This is a genomic window from Rhodothermales bacterium (genome assembly GCA_017643395.1).
Lineage (GTDB): Bacteria > Bacteroidota > Rhodothermia > Rhodothermales > UBA10348 > JABDJZ01.
In genome coordinates, this window is the sequence record JAEPNP010000004.1 from 296,284 (window position 1) to 318,206 (window position 21,923).

Here is a 21,923-nt window from a genome sequence, read left to right on the forward strand (position 1 = left end):
CCGCTTGGGCGCGCTGTTCAGAGGGCGAGCAGCCCGTCAGGCCGGCCGGTAGATGCCGGCCTGGGCCGGGGCACCTGGCTGCGGCGCGGCATGCGCGCCACCGTTGCCGTTCTGAAACACCGGCCGGAAAGGCGCAGGTCGGGACCGCATCACCGCGCGTCCGGCCGCAGGACCAAGGCGCTTCTCGCGACCGCTGCCGAATCGGCCGTAGTAGCTGCGATCGTTGAAATATCCGTACGCCTGGCGGGCGTTGAAGCCGTTGAGCACGGCATACGTGTTCCCTGCCCGGGCCTGATCCAGCAGATCCATGGCCTCGCGCAGGTCAGCCTGCTGGGTCTCACCGGCCCGAAGCACGACCAGAACGGCATCGGCCAGATGAGACAGTGCGACGGTCCGACCGGCTGTGAGCAGCGGTCCCGCGTCAATCACAATGCGTGAGAAGCTCTTGCGCAGGTAGCCGACCATCGCACGCAGATCCGGCGAAGCCAGAAAATGTCCGTTGGACACGTCAATGTCTCCCAGCGGCAGCACGTACAGTCCATCGACATCGGTGCCGTGCACGCTTTCCCGAACCAGTCGCCCTTCATACAGCACGTTCGAGACGCCCGGTACGGCGGGAGTGCCCAGCATGCGATGCGCCGAAGGGTTCCACGCATTCAGGTCCAGCAGGAGCGTGCGGTGCCCGGCGGCCGCCATGGTGACCGCCATGTTCGAGGCTACCACCGACTTGCCGTCTCCGTTCGTCCCGGAAGTCACCAGCACCGTTTGCACGGGACGACCATTGGAACCCATCTCGACGCTCATGGCGACGCGGGCAAAGGCGTCGGCGGCGGCCGACTGGGGAGCCGTAATGGTTACCACCTCGGGTGCGGTCGCCGATCGCATACGCCGACGCTCGCCGGAAACCCGCTTCAGGTCCGGTATCACGCCGGCTACCGGCACGCCCAGGCGGCGCAACTCGTCGGGCTGGCGCAGACGCTCGTCCACGACCTCCCGGCCAAATACACCGGTCAGGCCCACGGCGAGCCCCAGCAGGGTAGCAAGCGCGAGGATGTAGATCGGCCGAGGCTCGACCGGCTCGTCCGGCAACTCCGCCACGTCAAGCACACGCACAGTGCCGAACTCCGAGGCCTCTGCGATACGCGCCTCCTGGTAGCGTTCCTGCAGCCAGTCATACGTCAGCTCCTGCGAGCGGCGAGCCCTCTCCAGACCGGCCAGCGCCACAGACTGTCGGGGAATACGATTGAATTCCTGCTGATCCCGGCCAATTCTCGAGTCGAGCACGCGGATGCGAGCCCGCAGCCCGGAGGCCTCGATCGTCTTGTCGGCGATCTGCTGGCGGAGCCGACTGACGTTGGCCAGCGCTCCGGTCAGACCCGCTCCATCTCCAAGACGCCTGGCCATGTCGGGATCCAGGCCGCCGGTGGCGAGCACCTCATCGACCAGACGACGCGCCCGCATGGACACCTCGGTCCGAAGGGCCTCAATCTCGCGGATTTCGCGGGCGAATTCGGGCACCGTCTGCTCATTGCCACGCAGTTCGGGATTCCGGGCATAGCGCAGTTCAACCAGCGCTTCGCGCTCGGCGATCTCCCGTTGCAGCGCCACAATCTCGTTCTCCACACCGGAGGCAACACGCTCGTACAGGTTCGGCTCGATCTCTTCGACCTGCCTGCGCAGCGAAGCCAACTCTGACTGCACGACCTGCAGCTCCACGGCGGCCTGATCGCGTCGGGCCTGGGTGTCGGCCATGCGGCGAGTCAGTGCGGCGACCTCTTCGTCCAGGGCGATGGCCCCTTCGCGCTCCTGATAGTCCCGCAATTCCTCCTCGGCCTCGGTCAGGTCGGCCTGCCGGGAGTCGATCTGTCCTTCCAGGAACGAGCGCACGCCGGTTGCCTGTTCGCGCGCCCTCTCCAGGTTGCGCGCGGCATACTCGGCAGCGTACGCGTTGGCGATATACTGTGCCTCCCTGGGAAACTCGCTGCGGGCGAAAATGCGCACCACTCCGACCTCCCTCCGGGCCTGCTCGACATCAATGCGATCCTGCAGTTCCTGGGCCAGCGCCACCTGCGTCAAAACCGGATCCGAAGCCGCAACTACGGCGGGCCAATCGGCACGCGGTGCCTCGATGCCACCGGCACCCAGGTCCTCGAGCATCGTGGCAGCCACCCGCTTGGCCAGGTCCAGGGACTCGAGGATTTCGACCTCCACGAGCACGTCCTGGTAGGCACCGACCGGCAGACCCATTACCTCGCCACCCGCATCGCTGTCGATGATCACGGTGGTCTCGGCCCGAAAGACGGGCTCTTTCCAGTACAGGTAGGCCACCGCGAGCCCAATGAAGAGCAGCAGGCTGGCGACAAGGATCCACTTGCCACGCAGTCCGGTCTGGACCACATGACGGACCAGGACCTTGTTCTCGGCCGGAGGAGCAGTCTGAGTCACGCTGAGGACGGCTTGCTGGTTACTGGGCAGTGACGCCGCGGCGCATAGGGCTGCGGAAGTTGCGGGCACGGGATCCGGTCGCAGCCGGTGCGCGGCGCTGAACCTCGCGGGGTTTCGCGTCCACACCCTTGCCCACATTGGCGTAGGTCGTGATGTCGAAGTAGCCCAAATCCCAGAGCACAATCATGGCGAGCGCTCCGACCACACCGACGATGATGTTCGCACCCACGGTGTCGGCAAAGGCAATCAACAGACCCAGCAGACCCAGCGTGCAGCCGATCAAATAGAAGATGGTGACCGCGCGGGCGTGGATGCCCCGTGCGCGCTTCAGCATGCGGTGATGCAGATGATCGTGATCGGCCTTGAGCGGGTTGCGCCCCAGGGCCAGACGGCGCACCACCGACATGGCGGTATCAAGACCGGGAATTCCCAGGATGACCAGAACGGCCATCGCACGATTCGTGGTGGGCTCAGCCTGCACCACGACCAGGGCCAGCACCCCGAGCACATATCCGATGAGCAGGCTGCCCGTGTCGCCCATGAAGACGCGGGCAGGCGGCAGATTGTAGCGGAGGAATGCCAGGACCGCGCCCATCAGCGACAGGGCCAGCAGCAGCGGACCACCCGTCAGGCCACCCAGGATCACAAAGAAGGAAATCGCGATCACCGTGAGGCCGCCAGCGAGACCGTCCAATCCGTCAATCAGGTTGATGGCATTCATCACGAACACCATCCAGAAGACAACAGCCGGGTAGGCCACTACCTGAGCCACCACGCCACCGCCGAGCAGCTGGGTAACGGCGCCAATAAATTCGGGAGAGGCTACCAGCGGAGTAGCAGCGACGATCTGTGCGAAGAGCTTGATGGGGGCTCCGAGGGGACGCGTATCGTCATAAAAGCCGACCAGAGCAGCCACCGAACCTCCGGCGAGAATCGCCAGGGCCGTGACCAGGTTGAACGGCAGGGCAAGCAAGCCGACACCAGCACCGGCGCCCGTTGTGAGGAACAGCGAAACCAGAACGCCGGCCACGATGCCGAACCAGATGGCCACACCGCCGGTGCGGGGCGTGGCGGAGGCGTGCTGCTTGCGGCCGCCATCCGGCTCGTCCACCCAGGCGCGCTGACGAGCGTAGCGCGTGATGGAGGGCATGAGCAGGTAGGTGACGCCGAAAGCCGTGAGGCCTGCGAGAATGGCGTTTCCGTCTGGGATGTTCATCTAGGTGCGGCTTAGCCGGCAAACGCCACGGGGGCGATCGCCTCGTTTGAACGAAAGTCTTTGTCGGCGCGGTCGATGACCACGCGAAGCATGCCCGGCTCGAATCGGATACCGGACAGCACATGCTCGATGACACGGAGGGTCTGCTTGGCGACGGTGGTCTCGCTGAAGCGACTCTCCACAATGATGCGGCCCTGTCGACCGAACTGGCGCCGACGCTCGGCGCACGTGATCAGGGGCTCGAGTGCATCCGCGAGTGCCGCGGCGCTCCGTACCGGCACCAGGGTGCCGTTGACGCCGTCCGCGACGATTTCGCGGCAGCCCGGCACATCCGTGGCAACCACAGGGCGGGCGCATGAACCCGCTTCGGCGATCACCTTGCCCAGTCCCTCGCGGTACGAAGGCAGGGCAACCACGTGGCTGTTCGCATAGACCTCAGGCATGTCGTGGCGGTAGCCCCACCACTCGACGACGCCTTCCGAATTCCATGCACGCAGCTGGTCACGACTGATGCTGGCCAGGTTGCCGGGATCCTCGTCGCCAACCAGTGCAAAGCGTGCGTCGATGCCCCGGGCCCGAATCAGCCGCGCTGCATCCACGAACTCCTGAACGCCCTTGTGCCAAAGCAAGCGTGCCGGAAGGACCACGATGGGAGTGCCATCCTGTTCGGAAACGGGGTGAAACTCAGCGGTATCCACTCCCGGGCCGTTGATCACGGCGCTAAGGCTGGACTCGGTCAGTCGGCGATCGAGAAAGAGTTCGCGGTCGTCCTGATTGAGAAACAGGTCGACCCGATTGCTGTGTCGGATGGCGCGACGATAGATCTTCTCGAGCAGACCGCGCAGCGTGCTGGTGGTCAGCGAGTCATCTATGAATGCGTACCCCAGCCCGGTGTTTGCATTGACTACGCCAGGAACGCCTGCAAGCCGCGCCGCTACCGTTCCGTACAGAATCGGCTTCAGCGTGATGTGATAGACCAGGTCCGGAGCGGCGACGCGATACACCCGCACGAGTTCGCGGATGGAACGCACGTCGGCGATCGGCCTCAGTCCACCTCGCGCCATGTGGATGGGCAAGAACGCGAATCCGGCTCGGCGGATGCGTTCTGCGCCCGGCCACTCGGGAGCCGCAACAAGCACCGTATGGCCGGCCGCGCGTGCGGCCTCTGCCAGGTGCATGTGCTGGTCCGCGAAGAACGCGGGGTTGTTGCAAACGAACAGCAGTTTTGCAGTCATGCGGAAACGAAGGGGTGGCAATCCGCATCCTTTTTGTCAAAGGCAGTGCCAGTCCCGATCCGATACGCGATGCAACCGCCGGATCTGCCCTCAAGCCGCCTGAGGGGCGATTCGGCAATCGGTCATCTAGTCTCACTTTCAGACAAGGGGCGCTCACCTGTAGTGAGAAACGATGTTTTTCTGCGATTTCGGGCGATGGAGCCTTGCCGCAATCACCCCGGTTGCACACGACCTCTAGGTCCGCATGCGCGATGGGCGTACTCCTTCTCTATCCGCGCAGCCCGCGCCTGATCAACTGGCGCATCCGGGGCCAGCTCTCCAGCAACCGGACCCGCACCGCACCCCGCGCCACAACCTGCGTCTCCACGTGGGGAAAGTGGTCCGCCCAGGCCCGCTTGTAGGGCTCATCGCCCACCAGAAAATCGAACGTGCTGCGACCGCCCTCGGTAGCCTGCTGCATAAGATGGATCAGCAGGTGTTCTCCGGGAGACCAGCGTGCCAACCTGGATCCAGGGTCGAAGGCCAATCCGTACAGGTAGTAGGTGTCCGGATCGTTGATGCCGAACGTGAACGCGGCCGGATGACTGCCGACCAGCAGCACGGCCAGATCCAGCGCCCCTTCATCGGCCAGCCTGAGCATCCAGTTTCGCAGGAAGCGCTGTCCGGGCGCTGTGGTCCACAGCAGGCCCCGCCGCACGCGACTGGCCCGTGCCCGATACAGGGCAAACGCGGCGGGCAGCCATTGCCGAAGTTCGGCCGCGTCCCTGACGTGTACGATCTCGAGGCGCCCCTCCTGCTCCAGCTTCCGCCGCTTTCTGCGGATCGACGACCACGTTCGGGCAGAGCGCCGGTCTGCAATCGTCTGCCACCCCGGCCGGAGGTCCAGCATGGGATTGACGTCGTAGGGCACGGATCGCGCATCGTTGGCCGTGCACCATGCGTGCAGAGCCGTGCCCTCGAGCACGCGCGGGAGAATGAGTCCGCGGTTCGCGGCGGTGTCCAGCGCCGCCTCCAGGTGGTTCCAGTCGGGGGTGGCGTAGTCGGCGGCACCAAACCCTGCCGCAACTCCAAAAACTGCCTGACCCAGGGCATGGTGCGCCGGATCAGGATTGAGCCAGCCCGGAGCAACATACTTCCACCAGGGCTGCAGAAAAGAGGTGCGCCCGAATGGTCCGGGCCATGCCGGGGTCTCCGTCACCTCGCCGTGGTTGCGCGGGCGACGAGCCGGTGCGAGTCGAAGACCAGCTGCGCTCACCATGGCGCTACGCGATGTACGGCGTTCTTGACCGCGCCCATCCAGTTGTACCAGCCTTCCACCTTCGCCGCGAGGGTAGCGCCGGTGTCCTGCTCCACGACCTCAAGACGTGGCCATCCGAACGGCGAGGCTCCGGGTCGAACCAGCCCAAGTGTGGTGGTCAGGGCACAGGCCATGCCCTCCTCTCTCGCTATGGTGAGCAGCCCTCGATCCACCTGCCCCAGGGACGGATTTCCATAGGGCACCGCAAACAGACGCCGGGGACCACCAAGGTTCTTCTGAAACTCCTCGCGCGCCGCGGCGAGATCTGTACGGAAGGCTTCAGGCTGCCCGGTATAGTTGTCGTGGGCATGCGTGTGACATCCGACCGTGATGAGTCCGGTGGACTCGGCCTCGCGACACTCCTCCCACGTCATCGATCGCCAGGTCTCGGTCGGGGCTTGCGCATGGTGGGTCATGCCCCACATGTCGAAGTGCATGGGCTGCACCGAACCGGCGTACCGGGTCACGAGGAAAATGGTCGCAGGAATGCCCAGACGCTCCAGCACAGGGACTGCCCAGCGATGCACACCGGCAAAGGCGTCGTCGAAGGTCACCGCGACGGCCCGTCCGGGAAACGGACGGCCGGACGCGTGCAGATCGAGCAGTTCCTGAAGGGAAACTGGGTGGAATCCGCGCTCCAGCAGGCCCTCCATCTGAAGCCTGAACTGCGATGGCGTCACGTTGAGTCCGGGCGCTGGAAGTCCTGTGATCTCCGGGGCGATGCGGTGATAAAAGAGGATGCCGGCACCGCCCTGCACCCTGCTTCCCATCATGGCCGACATGCCGGCGCCAACCAGCCCTCCTGCGGCCTTGGCGCGGTCTGCCAGGCGTTGACGAAAAGGAGGAACGGGACGTCTCACGGGGCTCGGATGCAGGTATACACCCCGTGTATCGACCTCAACCCGTGCGGGATAAGGGGCCGCCCACCAGTTCCCGTGCCTTGCGGACGTGACTCTCGTACACACGCACAAGCTCAGGACTCACCATTTCGTTGTTGCGGTGACCTGTGACGAGACCGGTCAGCCCGAGCGCTGCGGCACCCCGCTCAGCCGTGCCCTTGGCGATCTGCGCCGGGATTCCGTACAGCAGGCGCACGTCCCGGCTTCGCACGGCCTCCCGCGACAGCGACCGCATATAGTGACTGCGAGCCGTCCAGACTGCTTGAGCGTCCAGAGGGCCCAACCGGTAGGCGTAGTGCACCTCGCGCAGCCGATGAAACCGGCTGGTGCGGTAGGCGCGCAGAATCAGATCATCATCCTCGCAGCGGTGGGCACGTACGTCGTAGGCAAAGCGTCGAAAGAAGCCTGCCCGCCCCATCCAGGTGGCGTGGTTCAGGTGAAACCCACCCCACGGTTTTGCGGTGATGCTGCGGTGATCGGCCCCACGCCACCGCTCCCGCCCTGCCGGGGTACCGTCGCAGCCGATGATCAGCATGTCGGTGGCTACCAGGTCAACCAGAGGGTGGCGCAGCAGAAACCCTGCCTGGCGTTCCAGTCGCCCCGGGAACGCGATGTCGTCTCCGTCCATGCGCGCCAAGAGAGAACCTCGGGCTTCCCGAACCGCCTGATTCAGGCGGGCGGGAAGCCCGAGGTTCTCGGTATGCCGCAGCAGTCGGATTCGCTGGTCGGCGATCGCGGCGACGCGATCCGCCGTGTTGTCCGTCGAGCCGTCGTCAATCACGATCAGCTCCCACTTCCTGTAGGTCTGCGCCAGCACCGACCCGATCGCCAACTCCACAAACGGAGCGGCATTGTAGACCGGCATGAGCAAACTGACCAGAGGGCGAGTCATGTTACCAGCCGGTCCAGTTCACGGGCGAGCAGTTCGGCTCCATTTCGCCGCTCGAGCCCACGCACAAACGCTTCGTCACTCTCGGCAATCAGGGTGCCGACCCGCTTGGCCTTGAGACTGTCCCGCAACAAAGCCGCCAGTCCCTGCACGTCACCCGGCCGCACCAGGCGACGGATTCCGGCGCGCTCCGCCAGTTGCCGCGCGGCCCCATCGCCCGCAATCAGGAGAACGGGACGACGCGTACGCAGGTACTCAAACAGCTTGCCGGTCAGGGCGGCAGGCACGGAATCGCCCGGAATGGCCACCAGCATATCCGCCTCCAGCATGCGCCGAATGGCCTCTTGGTGGGGCAGCTGGGCGTGCACGGCGGTCGGGCACGGGCAGTCGGCCAGCAGCTTTGCCTGGGCAGGATCTATGAGTCCGAACTGATCAATCTGAAGCTGCGCGCGCGTATCGCGGTCCAGGCACGCGACGGCCTCCGTAAGGGAGCCGATCGAGCGAAAGTCTCCCAGCCAACCCAGATGGACCAGTCGCAGCGGTCCATCCTGGGGCACGCTGCGGGCCCGCCAGGGTACATCCCTGAAGTGGGCCTCCACGTATCCGTTCATGACAAGGCGGGCGCGCAAGCCGAGGGCGTGGAGCCGGTCTTCCGTCACCGGACTCACCACTGAGATGCCCTGTGCACGGCGCAGGCAGGCATGTCCGTACGCGTTCAGCAGCGCCTGATAACTTGCCGTCACGGGCTCTACCAGACGGCGGTCCGCAAAGTCGTCCCGCAGGTCGATGTGGTGCGGCACTCCCAGTCGCCGTGCGATTGCATGGCCGATGGGCATCATCACGTTGGGAGCCACCACGGTGACAAGCGCCTCGACTCCGGCCGCCCGGAAGATGCGGAATGCGGCCCGCCACAGGCGCGGATACCAGGACAATTGCCGTTCGATGGGCAACAGCCCTTTCACGGCTCCCAATGCCTTGAGCCAGGGTGGATTCGCGTCGAGCCGGGAGTCGGCTTCCGTGCTGATCCCTCCCCCGAGTTTGCGCTCGGGCGACGGCACGTGATGCACGCTGACGCCCTCCGGCATGTGTGGCCACTCCGCCGGCGGGGATGCCGTGACGACCGTCACGTCCCAACCATGCCCGGGCAGATTTTCCGCAAACGACATCGCCCGAATGGAGCCGCCTATCAGGCTGGTAGACCATTCGTAGACCAGCAGCCCCACCTTTCGACGGGACTGCCGGGAGGGTCCAACTGGGGGCGACGAAGGCAGGACGGCATCAATCACGATGCAACCTCAACGTGTCGCCGGGAGCGGGTGGCGCTTGCTCCGGGTGGTGTCCTGTGGACGATGGGACGCTTGCAGTGCTGCCACCCCATCCCGGAGGCTCCCGGCGCAAGGCTTCCGGCATCCGGTCGTCGGAGAATGCCGGGGGGTGCCTCTTTTTCGATGGGGGCACGCCGGCAATGCGGCGATCCAGCAGCCGAAGGACATACACCATCACCAGCGGGATCAGTGCGTACCAGAGAATGGGCCGTGTGATGCTCAGGGATTCGCCGCGCGTGAAGAAGATCAGGATGGGCAGAAAGGCCGCAATGAAGGCCACCCTTGCCGGGTCGATCGCCCGGTCTGCCCACTTCTGAGCTCCGGCGACCAGCGCACCGATGAGGCCTACCATAACGGCCCCTCCGAGGAATCCGAAATTCAGGTAGGCTTCGGCCATGAACGAGAATCCCAGCCCGAATCCACCAACTGCGAGCTGTGGGGTCACATGCCACGCCAGCCAGCTTCCGGCATACCCGTACGCGTCCGGCATCTCCCAGATGGGGATCGCGTTGACCAGCGCCTGCAGGTAGCCGTAGCCCCACTCGAATGGACGCACGTCCGGTACCAGTTCGATGGTGAATGCGATCGTCAGCACCGAGCCCGCGAGCTCGGCGATCAGTGACAGTACGGGGTTGTCGGCGCCGGTGTACGCCTGCCAGATGCTCTCCAGGGACATGCGGTCCGCGCCGGCCATGTCGCGCACTCGGCGCACCAGAGGTGCAACGATCAGAAACAGACCCACGCCAGAAGCCACCACCGGAAATACAGGGAGACGGCGAATGCAGCGGTGCCAAACCCATACGAATGCCGCAATCGGGATCAGCGAGAACGCCCTGAATCCGAGGAAGAGATAGGTCCCCGAATACAGGACCAACGCTGCGAGGGCGACTACCTGACCAAATCGCCGATTCTGACTGCCTGCCAGCAGAAACATGACACCGGGCAGATAGAACTCGGAGATCAATGCGACAATGCCGGGCATGCCCGAGGGGTCGCGGCCGCCGCCTTCAAACAGGGAGGAGTAACCGCCGGACATCACGGTATCGATGCTGCCTTTGAGGCGAATCAACAGCGGCACCAGCGAAATGGCGAGCAGCAACCAGCCCACCTGGTAGACCCGCGTGCCGTCGAACACAGGCAGCGGCAGCCCGTCACGCTTCTGGCCGGCTGCGCTGACCGCAAGCGCGCCGAAATGCAGCAGGGCATAGCACCCGGTCACGAATGCCAGGGTTACGAGCAACTGCGCTTCGGTCACGCTTCCCCGCAGCCAGATCAGGTGGTCCTGATTGATGAGCCTGAGGAATGCGTAGCCCACGTGGAAGGGCATCGATCCGAGAAGGAAGAGCCCGTAGGGGTTCAACAACTCACCTTCGGCCAGCCACCAGGACAGCGCCAGCCAAACGGACAGGCCCACCAGAATGGCGCTTATCAGGGACAGGGACTCCTGCACACCAAGCGCGCGCGAGTCTACACCCATCCAGGCCGCCGCCAGGGCGATCAATACGATGATGTGCACCAGCAGCGCCAGAATGGGCTGTCCGCGGCGTGTGGGAATGTGGCGTGTCATGCGGTTGATCGGTCTCCGCTGGATGTCTGCCGGCGCGTATTGCGCTCGTCGTCGGCTGCCCGATCGGCCCGATGTCGCCGCGATACCCGCTCGAGATCGTCCACCGGCCGGTTGGCGGCCTGGTCCGACTCAAACGCAGTCAATCGGCCGTAGCCGGGAGACCACCACGGAAGCGGCTCAACATGGATCGGCTGCCCGTTCTCGGACACATCCGTGACCACGACCTCCCGGTCGCGGATCTCAATGAGTCGAAACACCCTGCCCTCCGCAGTCTCTCGCAAACCCACCAGCCCGCATCCATCGAGGGCGAGCAGCCGGCTTTCCTGGTCCAGCGGCGCAAAGACGGCAGCGCCGTCCTCAGCCGTGCTTTGACCGCGGAGCCGCGGGGTGCCATGGGCAGCCTCTGACCGAAACTGCGCCCGGCGCCAGGGTAGTGAGGTATACACGTACGCGCCCGGGTCGACGCGCAGGGTCTGTCCATCAAGATGGAGTTCAAAGGACAACGCGTCGGCGTGGGCATGTCCCCCGTCGCTGCGCCCGGTCCCGCCGCATCGCACGGACAAAAAGAGTCTTTGGGAACGAAACACAGCCAGGCCGGCATCCGGGAAGAAGTGCTGGTGCACGCCGTCGCGAAGCGAACCCGGGCCGGCCGCTGGAAAGCGCTGGGTGTGCGTGCGGGCCCCCGGGATGGACTTGAGCCGGCGGCTCTCGGATTCACTGCGTCCCCGGGTAGAGGTCTCAAGGCCATCCAGCGGCGGCGCATGGGGAAGAGGTCCGGACACCAGTTGGCACATGGCCGCATGGCTGGCGCTCCCGCCCATGGGGGACGGCAGGTTGCTGACGGCAGCAAGCGTTTCGACGGTACTCCGGTAGTCCAGCGGGTGCTCGTCCCAGAACACGGAATCGTCTTCAGGCAATTCCCGGAGATTCAGGTAGCGTCTGCGAATCGCTGCGAGCGATGTGGCCTCCGCCATACAGTCCAGTCGCAGCAGCCGGCCGCTGTCATTGTCCCCCACCTGAAGCAGGAGTCCATCCGGCCGATGCACCGCCAGCAAAAACTGAAGTAGGGGACGGCAAGCCTTCTGAAGCCCGATCCAACTGCGAGGCTCCACGGCCTCTGCCCTTCTGCGTGCCTCCCGCGGAATGGTCTGCATGGGCGCATCAGAGGGCGCGTCTGCTGCCTTCAGAATTGCCAGGGTCCAGGCCACCATTTCGGCCGAGAACGCGTGGTACGCCGTCGAGCCTTCAAAGTGGCTGCCGTCTGCGTTGAACTGATGTGCCAGCTCCCGGTCCAGCTCACGGCGTGCAAAACACAGCATGGCCCTGGCCTCTGCTCCATCCGGGAGGAACGCCCCGGCGAACGCGAGACCGGCCAGGTTGGCCAAATAATGATTGTTGCGTCCATCCAGGTCCCACCAGTCCAGGTGCTGCAACACGTGATGCGCGTGCTCCAGGACGGTCCGATGCATGACTTCCTCGAACGCCTCCTCAAACTGCGCTCCCGCCGCGCGGAACAGATCATGGGCCACCAGCAGGTTCACCAATCGGATCCCCACGATCATCGCAGTGGACCAGTTGGCGCCATAACGAGGTGGATTCATCGCCAGGAAGTCGCAGACCTGGTTGCGGAAGGCCCGGTGGTATTCGGAGGCCAGACAGAATCCGTCTGCGCCCTTGCGCGCAAGTCCGAATGCGACGGCCAGCCTGGGCAAGTGGTGAAGTCGGGCCAATTCCCACGGCAGTTTGACGTCGGCGCCGCGGCGCCTGCCTATGGGAGTGTCGAGCGTGTGGCTGGCCGCGTGCCACCGTGCGCCGGACCTGGCGTCCAGTTGCCAGTCAATGGGCTCGTAGGGTCCCGAGACCATCCGCCACAACTTCCTGGCCGCGGGAAGATTTTTCGTGCTGATGCGGCCGGCCATCCAGTCTCCATCCTCGTCGGCCCGGACCGGGGGCCCGGAGTCATAGCGATGACCTTCCCTTCCGGGTGGTGCCGCACCATACGTCCACGAAAGCCACCCCGAACCCAGTAGATCGAACCGGCCTGCCATGTAATTGGCCGTCATGCCGGCAAGCGGGATGTACTGATCCTGCGGCACACTTTCGCTCAAATCGGGCAGGTAGCGCCGGATTTGTCCCGTTTCCCCCACCCGTTCGTGGGTGCTGGAAACCGAGTCCCGGAGCCGGGCGGCGCGATGCCGGATTCGGCGTCGGAGGGCCCGGGGCACCTTGCGCGCGAACTGGCGAGGCGAGAGGGACATGCTGGGTTCGTGGGAGGATGGAGTTCGGGGGCACGCTTTGTGCATCCACGTGGGTCAACAACAAAGAACGCGCCATTACATGCCCCCCTACGGGCACCGCTTTATCCTGGGGAACATGCCGCCTCCCATTGGCGGCGTGTCCACCTTCATGCGTCGCCATGTGGCGCAGCTGGAGCGCGATGGCGTACCCCATTCGGTCCGGGATTGGACCAAGATGTCCGGCCGCCGCCGCCTTGCCTGGATGCTGCGTTTGCTGTTGGACCCCAGGCACATGCACGTGGAGTTCAACGCCTATGAGACCTGGACCATGGTTGCGGTCGTGCTGCGACCCTGGCCGGCGCACGTGCTCCTGCGCGTACACTCGGGAGGGCCGGAATCGCGACTTAACTCCTGGCAGAAGTGGATCTTCGCCCGGTTCCTGAGGGGCGTGGATCAGCTGGTGCTGGTCGGTGCCCACGTCGAGTCGGTTCTCCGCACTGCGGGCTACCTGCTCCCGGACAGCTGGGCGGTTCAACCAGCCTTTCTGCCACCACCTCCGGAGGACCGCCCGTCGGTACTCGCCACCTACGGCGAATCGGGCAGGCGATTCCTGGATGCACACCATCCGCTGCTGGTCTTGCAGGGTTCCAATGCTTTCCGGGACGGCGTCGATCTGTACGGGTCGGACATGGCGGTCGATGCGCTCATCGCCCTGCGCACCGAGTTTCCCCGGTTGGGACTGGTGGTCGGCCGGCCGACTCGTGGAGGCGCAGCTTTCGAGGCCTACTGCGCGGGCCTGGATCGCCGACTTGCAGCCGCAGGCGCTTCAAACCACATGTGGATTCTGGACGGCGAACGCGAACTCTGGCCGGTCATCGAGCGGGCCGACGTCTACCTGCGTCCGACCCTCTCTGACGGGGACTCGATCGGCGTGCGTGAGGCCCTGCATCTGGGCACCGCCGTGGTAGCCAGCGATGCCGCACCCCGCCCCGCCGGCGTGCGCACATTTGTCTCCAGAGACCAGCAGGCGTTCAACGAAGCCATCCGCCGCGCCCTGTCGGACGCTGAGCAACCGAGGGCCTCCGCATGCTCCTGAGGCTTGCACGCAAAGGCCTGGTCGAACTGATTTCGGCCAACTTCCTCATGCAGTTCGTGGGGTTCGGATTACTGATCCTGCTGCCGCGCCTTGTAACCGAAGCGGAGATCGGGCAAATCAAACTGCTTCAGACCTGGACCGATCTGCTCGTTATTGTAGCGGGGTTGGGCATGAACACGGCGATCCTGAAGCTCTGTTCGGACCGCCGTCCTGTGGGCGAGAAGCAGGCCCTGCTGAGATTCGCGTCGGTACGCACGGCAGCATGGAGCGTGGCAGTCGTCGCGCTGGTCTGGATGATCGCACAAACCGGTTTGCTCTCCTCCGACCCGGTCGTATCCCGCTGGCTCCCGGTATACGCCGTGATTGTGCCGTTCTCTGCGCTCGCGCTCCTTGCCGCAGCGTACCTGCAAGCCCTGAAGGAAATCCGGGCGATGGCGCGCGCGCAGGTCCTTGTCCGCCTGCAATCGGTAGCCATCATCCTGTTGGCCACCTGGCAGTTTGGTCTCCCGGGGTTTGTGTATTCCAGCCTGGCTGCATTTGCGGCCGCGCTTTGGCCGTACGTGCGGCTCATCGGCCTGGACTTCCTGCGTATTCCGGCTCAGAAAGCCTCGGCGACATTCCGGGCGATCGCCGGCTGGAGCGTGTTGGGCAACGTGACGAACACCATCGGCAAGTACGCGGACATTTACGTCCTGGGCCTGTTCGCGTTGGACCCGGTGCAGCTGGGCTACTACTCGCTGGCTACCATCTTCGTGATCCCGGCCTCGGTCGTGACGAGTTCCATTCAGACTATCGTCACGCCGTACCTGTCGGAGGGCTCGACGGACAGGACGTGGTTCACCAATTCGCTGGTGCGCACCCAGCTACAGACCGTGCTTGTGGCCGTCGGCGCGGCACTGCTGGCACGGGCGGCCGCCACCGTGGTCGTATTCACCTTGTACGACCCGGGATACCAGGCGGTGCTCCCGTTCCTGGATGTGCTTTTGGTCTTTTTCGTGCTGCGCTCCGCGTATTCGGTGGTTGCTTCCGGACACATCGCCCTGGGCCTGACCCGATACAATTTCATTGCCAGCGCCATCATGGCCGTGGTGGCCCTCACGCTGACCTACCTGGCGTTGCAGCGCTTCGGCTTCGAAGGCGTCGCCTGGGCCAAGGTCATTACGGCTGCGTTGATGATCGGCGTGTACGCGCTTCTGGCGCGGCGCGCCGTTCGGCGGATGCCGGAGGCACCGATGGACGGAGGGCCAGCCTGATCCGATCCCGGGTGCGCCCGAGCGCGGCGCGCAGCGCGGCGCGGTGGCGCCACCAGTCGGCGGCATCCGAGGGCGTCGTCACCCAGATGTCGCCCCGGGCACGTACCGCATCAAGTGCATCGACGAGGGCCGGCCCTGCTCCATGCAGCCGGGTAGGGTTCGACTGCTCAAGATGCCAGTCGAGTACCGCTGCCCCTCCGAGACCAAAAACCGTTTGGAGATGCCTTCGGATGGCCGCGCGGCCCTCTGCAGGTTCCGGACCCGTGTAGAACAGGCCGCCGTCCATCAGGGTTGGGGGCACCTGCAGCAATCCCGTGCCGTTTGGGATAAACGGCCACGCGAGGCCTCGACGGAATCCCGGGGCATCGTTGCTGCCCAGGCTCGAGTCATAGGCGAACCCGGCGGCATCCTGTGCCCGCCACGTGTGCTCCGGCGCTCCGGGTCGCAGGGCCCAGAAATGATGCCGCACTCCGCGGACTGGAACTCCAATGAGTCGCTCAAGCATCGCCCGCTCCTCAAGAAAGCGTTCCGGCTCGGCCTGGCACGCGATTGACGCGTGCAGGCCGATCTCCCAGCCGGCCTCGACGGCGGTCCGCATGGCGGCGACCACTTCAGGGTCCTGCGCGCGATAGGGCACGTCCTGCGGATGTCCGTCCCGAGCGCAAGCCGAGCGCACAGCCACGTAGAAGCAGCCCCGGCCACCCAGACTGCGCTCCAGGTCCTGCCAGAATCGGAAGCCGAAGTTGGCGTCTTCTCCTACCGGAAGACTGCGGCCATGTCGGCGGCGCGCATTCAGCCACCCGCCCATCGCACGCACACCGTCCGAAATGGAGGCCCCGCGCACGGATCGCGCAAGCCGACGCAGATAGAAATCAGAACGAGGACGCCGGTACGGCATGTCAACATCATGCGTCAGCATGAGCGCGGCCGACTTGCCGGCAGGCCATCGTGGGATACGGGCGGAAAAATCCCTCACCCGTGACTGGAGTGCATGCGCAAAGGCCTGGGCCAACTCGCTCAGCACGGGCCTGCGAAGCAACCCTGCAACGGCCTCGGGGCCGGCCAGAAGCGGCACCCCATGCCTGTTTGCCGGAAGGGCGCGTTCGGCGTCTCCGTCCAGGATGGCTGCAGCTACTGCCAGCACGTCGTCGTGGAGTACGATAGTGCGGCCGTCCTGCGCCAGCTGGTGAACGGCTCCGTCGATAACGGCCTCGAAGTGGTCCACTGGCGGCAGGCTGTCGGCGCGACGAACCCAGATGCCCTGCATCCACTCCGGCCGTCGCGCTGTGTGAACCAGCACCGCTTCGGCCAGATTCTCCACAAGTCGCGCCTGGGCGCCAAGCGCATCGGCCAGGAATTCGATGGCACGGGCGGCGGAGGGCGTGACGCGGTCGGTATACCAGCGCAGAATCATCGGCCGTCTCCCTGAGCACGGATGCGTACCAGCAAATCTCTCAGCGTGGCCTCATCAGTCCTGGACAGCGTCAGGGACCGATGGGCCAGAATGTCTTCCTGTTTGCCTGCGGCGACCGCAAGGCCTTCGCGGAGCAGCTTGGCTCCGTGAATCGCGATGCCGGCCATCGGCCGCACGTCGCGCTGCTGTTTCGCGGCCTCAAACAGGCTGCGCACGTGATCCCGGCGCATGCGCCGCGCCTTGGACCACGACCAGCGGTCGATGCGGTACGCCAGAAGCAGTTCAGGCAGGGCAGCGAAACGGGAGTCCTCCACCGCACGAAGCAGCAGGTCCTCGTCTTCGGCGGCCCTGAGGTCCTCCCGGTACCGATACCGTTCAAACCACTCCGTGCGACCCAGCCAGGTGGGAGAATTGAAGTGGAAACCCAGCCACGGAGTGCGGGCAATCTCCTCGTGCTCGGTCCGCATGCGACGCCATCGTCCCACGTTGCCCTCGCCGTCGAAGGTCGCCATTCCGGCTGCCAGGAGGTCAACCTCCGGGTGCGCCTCCATGAACGCGACCTGTTTCTCGAGGCGGGTCGGATAGGCGATGTCGTCCGCGTCCATGATGGCGAACAACGGTGCCCGTGCCGCCCGAATCATCTGGTTCATACGAACCGGCTTGCCGCGATTGAACCCATCCTTCAGTACACGGATACGCGGGTCCTTCCAGCTCTGGGCCAGCGCCGGCGTGCCGTCGCTCGACCCGTCTTCCGCGATCAGGAGTTCCCAGTCGCCGAGCGTCTGCCAGAGAATGCTCTCGACGGCCTCCACCAGGGTGGTTTCGGCGTTGTAGGCGGCCATGGCGACCGTGACGCGGGGACTATGCATGGACGACCGTGGCGGGCTCGCCGGTGCGCTCGCGCCTGTACGCCGGGCGGTCCGGTGCGTGCGGTGCTATCGGGCGTCTCGGTGCATCGCGCCAGATGCGCATCAGGGCTCGTGGCGTGATCTCGCGCGCCATCGTGCGAAGCAGGTAGGTGCGCAGCGACTCAGGCAGTGTCTGCACGCTGTAGGCGCGCTCCCAGAATCGGCTTGCCACAAGATCCAGCGCCTCGTCTCTGTCGAAGGACAGCTCACCCACATCCAGGACCACGACGCGTCCGTGCCGATCCATGCCGTGATTGACGGTAAAGTTGAAGCTGGTTTCTGCCATACCCGACTGCCAGCCGGACTTGATGGACTGCACGTACCGGTCCAGAACCCATCGCGCATCGAGTCGGCTGAGGGCAAACACATCCTCAAGGGTTGTCACGCGGTCCTGCGTGTACACACCCCTCTCATTCCTGAAGTTGGCCAGCAGATAGTCGTGGAGCTGACGACGATCGAGCTCCTTCAGCACGGCAGTGCGCTCCGCCGTCAGTTTGCGCACCTTGGCAACCAGTTTATGCGGACGCAGGAGCAGGCCGGGGTAGCTCCTCAGCACCCGGATCGCCATGCGAAGCGGGGTGACCGGCACCTTGCGCACTCGCTCTCCTGTGGCGTAGACGTCGAACTGCCAACCGCTGCCAATGTGCTCCATTCGAGACTCAATCGGATACGTGAAACCGTGAATCGACCGCCCGGCCCCGATTTTCGGGTGTTTGACGGACTGCACACCCTATTCCCAACAATGGTGCCCGTCCCGTGGCGGGATCGTGATACATTCGTGACACGCCGGCCCTAGTTTCGGCGGCTTTGGGACCCTGCCCGTCGCCGTCCGCTCCCTCAAGGACCCCTTACTCTCAGCCCATGCGTGGACTCTTCGTGCCGGCAGTGCTATTAGGCGCTCTGCTGCTGGCCGCTTGCGAAACCAGCGTCGCCCCTAGGGCCGGCGCGGATCGCCATTTCAGCCTTTACGGCGTGCTGAATCCGACCGCGGACAGCCAGGCCGTGCTCGTATTTCCCATAGAAAACGAGTTGCGTGCCCTTCCCGACGAGCCGCTGGGAGTACGCGTCACCACTACAGACCTCGCAGCCGGCCAGCAGGTGGTTTGGCAGGACTCTACCCGCATGACGGATGAGGGCGCCGTGCATGTGTACTGGTCGCGATTCCGGGTTGAACACGACCGCTCATACCGCCTGAACGTGGTCTCGGAGGATGGATCGCGGAACGCCGAGGTCACGGTGCATGTGCCTCCGCAGGCGGAGATCGTGCCGGGGACCATCGTCGACGGCCTGTGGGTCACGCAGGACATCGAGGTCACGGCGCCCATCGACCGCTTGAACTTTCTCAAGATCCAGTATGTGATCAAGGCCAAGCTGCCGGCCTCCAACTTGCCGTTTCCCGTGTTGAGCCCCGATCAGCTTCCGCCGTTCGGCACACCCCCTCCTCCCCCCTCGGATGACGACCCGAGTCCGCCGACGGATACCCTGATCGTGCAGCGCCTGTTCGTGCCGATCGAGTATTCCGACAAGGCAACCGTGGATGGTGCGGGATGGAAGATCCCGATCAACTACTCGGACGATTTCCGGGAGATCAGGCGGCGCGTCTCCCAGCGCGGCAACGCCGATCCCATGTTCGGCATCCAGCTTGAGGCCGTGGAAGTGTCCTTTGTGGCGGCCAACGCCGAATGGCAAGCCCCGGAAGACGTGTATGATGCCGAGGTGCTCGTGCAGCCGGGCACCATGACCAACGTAAGCGGTGGCTTCGGATTTGTGGGTGCCGGCTATCCCCTCTCGCACTCGTTCGTGCTCCCCGATGACATTCTGGTCCGCATTGGATTCCGTCTTCCCACCAGCAACTGACGCCGTGAAGTTTTTTAGCCTCCTGGCGGCCATGTTGCTGGCCGCACCGCTTGCCTCCGCCCAGTCCGGGTCCATCCGTGGTTTTGTGACCGATGCCGACAACGGTGAATCCCTGGAATTCGTGAACGTCGTGGCTCGGGCCGACGGAGAGCTCAGGCGCGGGTCCGTCACCGACCTGAACGGGTTCTTTGTGCTTACGAGCATGGCGTCCCGCTCCTACGAGCTGACGGCGACCTTCATCGGTTACGAGACCTTCATTGACACCGTGTTTGTGCCGACAGGCCAGTCAATCACGGTCAACATCGCTCTTGTGCCCGACCAGGAGGTCATGGATGAGATCCTGGTTGAGTCCGAGCGGAGCACCGGTGCCGCGCGCGTCACGGCGGGGCAGCAGACGGTGCGCCCGGAAGACATCGACCTGATCCCCGCGCCCGATGTTTCGGGTGACCTGGCGACGCTGTTGCGCACGCTTCCCGGTGTGGTCTCCTCCGGTGACCGGGGCGGACAGCTCTTTGTGCGTGGAGGAGAGCCGTCCCAAAACCAGGCGCTGCTGGACGGAATCCTGCTCTACCAACCGTTCCACATCCTCGGATTCTACAGCGCGTTTCCGGCGGAAATCATCAATCGGGCGGACATCTACGCCGGCGGATTCAAGGCCAAGTTCGGCGAGCGCATCTCGTCCGTAATGGACGTCTCCACGCGCAACGGCAATAACCGCCAGTTCGAAGGTTCGGCCTCCGTCTCTCCCTTTGTCAGCGCGGCCCATCTGGAGGGACCGATCGTGCCCGGCAAGCTGACGCTGTTGACGTCCGTGCGCAAGTCACTCGTGGAGCAGGCTGCAGCCGACCTTGTGGGCCAGCCGCTGCCGTTCGACTTCGGCGATGCGTTTGCCAAACTGAGCGCGGTGTTCGACTCCAACCAGCGCGCCTCCATTACCGCTCTGTCCACTCACGACCGGGGCACGCTCGGCCAGGACCTGGGTTCAGAAGTACAGCCTGAGGAGATTCGCTGGGAGAACCGCGGAATCGGCGCTCGCTATGTGATTTTGCCAAGGCGATTCCCCGTCTTCTTTGAGGCGAACGTCTCCTATTCCAGCCTGGAGAGTTCGCTTGGCCCGGCAGACGATCCGTCCCGTTCCACGTTCATCGAGAACGGGCACGCCATGATCGATCTGCAGTTCTTCCGTGAGCGAACCACATGGAACGGCGGAGCCAGCCTGCGCACCGTGCAGCTGCAGAGCGATATGGGCGGGTTGTTCCAGAACTTCGAACGCAGGAGTGACCGGCTGCTGCATTTTGGCCTGTACCTGGAGCCTGAATACGCCGTCAACCAGCACCTGAAGGTCCGGCCGGGCCTGCGTGCCCAGTTCTTTGACGTGCGTTTTCAGCCGTTTCTGGAGCCACGGCTCCGGATTCTGTACGAGCGTGGAAACCACGAATTCAGCCTGGCAGGCGGGTACTACGAGCAGGCCGAGATCGGGCTGTACGACCGTCGAGACGCTGCAAGTGTCTTTATGGCATGGACCAACGCCATTGCCCGCAGCGAGCGGTTTGAAGAGGTCTCCGAAGGTCGCGTGCAGACCGCCATCCACGGACTGCTTGGCTACCGCACGTCGCTGCCGGCTGGCATCGAGTTGTCGGCCGAAGCATACGCCAAGCGTCTGAACAACCTGTTTATTTCCGAGTGGACGGCATATCCGCGGTTTACGACCAACCTGCAGCCGGCAACGGGCCGGAGCTATGGCTTCGATCTCCGGGCGGAGATCCGACGACCCCGATTCTACGGCTATCTGACGTACGGCCTGTCCAACACGCGATATGCCGCCGAACAGGCGCAATTGCGCCTCTGGTACGGCACGGAGTCGCTCGAATTCAGGCCTCCCCATGACCGCCGGCACCAGGTGAACGCTCTGGCCTCGACCACGGTCAAAGAGTTTGACGTGAGCGTGCGATGGGAATTCGGCTCGGGCCTGCCCTTCAGTCGCGTCGTCGGGTTTGACGGGTTTGCCCTGGTCAACGGCGTCATCAACCCATTCGAGGTGGACGTCAGTCGCCGTGTGATCTATGAGCGGCCTTTCTCCGGCGAGCTTCCTGCGTATCATCGCATGGACGCATCGGTGGCCCGCTCCTTCGAAGTCGAGCGTGCCGAAGTAACCCTGCAGGCGTCCGTCATCAATGCGTATGACCGGGCCAACCTGTTCTATCTTGACGTGTTCACGCTTCGCCGCGCCGACCAGCTGCCGTTCGTGCCCAGCCTGGGCATCAAGGTCGCCTTCAGGTAGCCGC

The 21,923-nt window shown here is 64.6% G+C and carries 16 protein-coding genes; 4 read left to right on the forward strand and 12 right to left on the reverse strand.

All coding sequences use genetic code 11. The features are described 5' to 3' along the window. Nucleotides 1-36 precede the first annotated feature (36 nt). The 9 genes from JJ896_13910 to JJ896_13950 all read right to left on the reverse strand — a co-directional run bounded on the left by JJ896_13910 (nt 37) and on the right by JJ896_13950 (nt 13,131). Nucleotides 37-2,445 (reverse strand): P-loop NTPase, encoded by a 2,409-nt coding sequence (locus JJ896_13910; protein MBO6780745.1) that lies wholly within the window; start codon nt 2,443-2,445, stop codon nt 37-39. Between the two features lie 19 nt (nt 2,446-2,464). After that, nucleotides 2,465-3,661: an undecaprenyl/decaprenyl-phosphate alpha-N-acetylglucosaminyl 1-phosphate transferase gene (locus JJ896_13915; GenBank protein ID MBO6780746.1), complete on the reverse strand. Its 1,197-nt coding sequence runs from the start codon at nt 3,659-3,661 to the stop codon at nt 2,465-2,467. Between the two features lie 11 nt (nt 3,662-3,672). Beyond that, nucleotides 3,673-4,896 (reverse strand): glycosyltransferase family 4 protein, encoded by a 1,224-nt coding sequence (locus JJ896_13920; GenBank protein MBO6780747.1) that lies wholly within the window; start codon nt 4,894-4,896, stop codon nt 3,673-3,675. Between the two features lie 268 nt (nt 4,897-5,164). Beyond that, a complete protein-coding gene (locus JJ896_13925; protein ID MBO6780748.1) occupies nt 5,165-6,154 on the reverse strand; it encodes a GNAT family N-acetyltransferase in 990 nt (329 codons plus the stop codon). Next, a complete protein-coding gene (locus tag JJ896_13930) occupies nt 6,148-7,053 on the reverse strand; it encodes a polysaccharide deacetylase family protein (GenBank protein MBO6780749.1) in 906 nt (301 codons plus the stop codon). The genes JJ896_13925 and JJ896_13930 overlap by 7 nt, the downstream gene beginning before the upstream one ends. Before the next feature lie 37 nt (nt 7,054-7,090). After that, nucleotides 7,091-7,984 (reverse strand): glycosyltransferase family 2 protein, encoded by an 894-nt coding sequence (locus JJ896_13935; GenBank protein ID MBO6780750.1) that lies wholly within the window; start codon nt 7,982-7,984, stop codon nt 7,091-7,093. After that, a complete protein-coding gene (locus tag JJ896_13940) occupies nt 7,981-9,267 on the reverse strand; it encodes a hypothetical protein (GenBank protein MBO6780751.1) in 1,287 nt (428 codons plus the stop codon). The genes JJ896_13935 and JJ896_13940 overlap by 4 nt, the downstream gene beginning before the upstream one ends. Beyond that, nucleotides 9,260-10,873 carry an O-antigen polysaccharide polymerase Wzy gene (gene wzy / locus JJ896_13945; protein MBO6780752.1) on the reverse strand — a complete coding sequence of 538 codons (1,614 nt, stop codon included), beginning with the start codon at nt 10,871-10,873 and terminating at the stop codon, nt 9,260-9,262. Before wzy ends, JJ896_13940 begins: the two co-directional genes overlap by 8 nt. Next, nucleotides 10,870-13,131 carry an alginate lyase family protein gene (locus tag JJ896_13950; GenBank protein MBO6780753.1) on the reverse strand — a complete coding sequence of 754 codons (2,262 nt, stop codon included), beginning with the start codon at nt 13,129-13,131 and terminating at the stop codon, nt 10,870-10,872. Before JJ896_13950 ends, wzy begins: the two co-directional genes overlap by 4 nt. A 115-nt stretch (nt 13,132-13,246) precedes the next feature. Between JJ896_13950 and JJ896_13955 the strand changes: the two genes are divergently transcribed. Then, the gene (locus JJ896_13955; GenBank protein MBO6780754.1) at nt 13,247-14,206 is read left to right on the forward strand and encodes a glycosyltransferase; all 960 of its coding nucleotides are present in this window, start codon (nt 13,247-13,249) and stop codon (nt 14,204-14,206) included. After that, nucleotides 14,197-15,459, forward strand: coding sequence for an oligosaccharide flippase family protein (locus tag JJ896_13960; protein ID MBO6780755.1), 1,263 nt, complete (start codon nt 14,197-14,199; stop codon nt 15,457-15,459). Before JJ896_13955 ends, JJ896_13960 begins: the two co-directional genes overlap by 10 nt. On the opposite strand, the gene JJ896_13965 is transcribed toward JJ896_13960, so the two are convergent. Genes JJ896_13965 through JJ896_13975 form a run of 3 tightly spaced genes read right to left on the reverse strand, consistent with a single transcriptional unit; the run spans nt 15,365 to nt 18,433 of the window. After that, complete coding sequence (locus JJ896_13965; protein ID MBO6780756.1) at nt 15,365-16,873, reverse strand: hypothetical protein; 1,509 nt, start codon at nt 16,871-16,873, stop codon at nt 15,365-15,367. The two genes, JJ896_13960 and JJ896_13965, sit on opposite strands and share 95 nt — an antisense overlap. Next, nucleotides 16,870-17,742 (reverse strand): glycosyltransferase family 2 protein, encoded by an 873-nt coding sequence (locus tag JJ896_13970; protein MBO6780757.1) that lies wholly within the window; start codon nt 17,740-17,742, stop codon nt 16,870-16,872. The genes JJ896_13965 and JJ896_13970 overlap by 4 nt, the downstream gene beginning before the upstream one ends. Further along, nucleotides 17,735-18,433 carry a hypothetical protein gene (locus tag JJ896_13975; GenBank protein ID MBO6780758.1) on the reverse strand — a complete coding sequence of 233 codons (699 nt, stop codon included), beginning with the start codon at nt 18,431-18,433 and terminating at the stop codon, nt 17,735-17,737. Before JJ896_13975 ends, JJ896_13970 begins: the two co-directional genes overlap by 8 nt. Before the next feature lie 209 nt (nt 18,434-18,642). On the opposite strand from JJ896_13975, the gene JJ896_13980 reads away from it, so the two are divergent. Next, complete coding sequence (locus tag JJ896_13980; protein MBO6780759.1) at nt 18,643-19,638, forward strand: hypothetical protein; 996 nt, start codon at nt 18,643-18,645, stop codon at nt 19,636-19,638. 4 nt (nt 19,639-19,642) lie between these two features. Next, the gene (locus JJ896_13985; protein MBO6780760.1) at nt 19,643-21,919 is read left to right on the forward strand and encodes a TonB-dependent receptor; all 2,277 of its coding nucleotides are present in this window, start codon (nt 19,643-19,645) and stop codon (nt 21,917-21,919) included. The last annotated feature ends 4 nt before the right edge of the window (nt 21,920-21,923 follow it).

Bases quoted from the DNA above. Each gene is read 5' to 3' on its own strand.
- JJ896_13915 (MBO6780746.1), bottom strand. From the start codon at position 3,661: ATGAACATCCCAGACGGAAACGCCATTCTCGCAGGCCTCACGGCTTTC.
- JJ896_13920 (MBO6780747.1), bottom strand. From the start codon at position 4,896: ATGACTGCAAAACTGCTGTTCGTTTGCAACAACCCCGCGTTCTTCGCG.
- JJ896_13925 (MBO6780748.1), bottom strand. From the start codon at position 6,154: ATGGTGAGCGCAGCTGGTCTTCGACTCGCACCGGCTCGTCGCCCGCGC.
- JJ896_13935 (MBO6780750.1), bottom strand. From the start codon at position 7,984: ATGACTCGCCCTCTGGTCAGTTTGCTCATGCCGGTCTACAATGCCGCT.
- wzy (MBO6780752.1), bottom strand. From the start codon at position 10,873: ATGACACGCCACATTCCCACACGCCGCGGACAGCCCATTCTGGCGCTG.
- JJ896_13950 (MBO6780753.1), bottom strand. From the start codon at position 13,131: ATGTCCCTCTCGCCTCGCCAGTTCGCGCGCAAGGTGCCCCGGGCCCTC.
- JJ896_13955 (MBO6780754.1), top strand. From the start codon at position 13,247: ATGCCGCCTCCCATTGGCGGCGTGTCCACCTTCATGCGTCGCCATGTG.
- JJ896_13960 (MBO6780755.1), top strand. From the start codon at position 14,197: ATGCTCCTGAGGCTTGCACGCAAAGGCCTGGTCGAACTGATTTCGGCC.
- JJ896_13965 (MBO6780756.1), bottom strand. From the start codon at position 16,873: ATGATTCTGCGCTGGTATACCGACCGCGTCACGCCCTCCGCCGCCCGT.
- JJ896_13970 (MBO6780757.1), bottom strand. From the start codon at position 17,742: ATGCATAGTCCCCGCGTCACGGTCGCCATGGCCGCCTACAACGCCGAA.
- JJ896_13975 (MBO6780758.1), bottom strand. From the start codon at position 18,433: ATGGAGCACATTGGCAGCGGTTGGCAGTTCGACGTCTACGCCACAGGA.
- JJ896_13980 (MBO6780759.1), top strand. From the start codon at position 18,643: ATGCGTGGACTCTTCGTGCCGGCAGTGCTATTAGGCGCTCTGCTGCTG.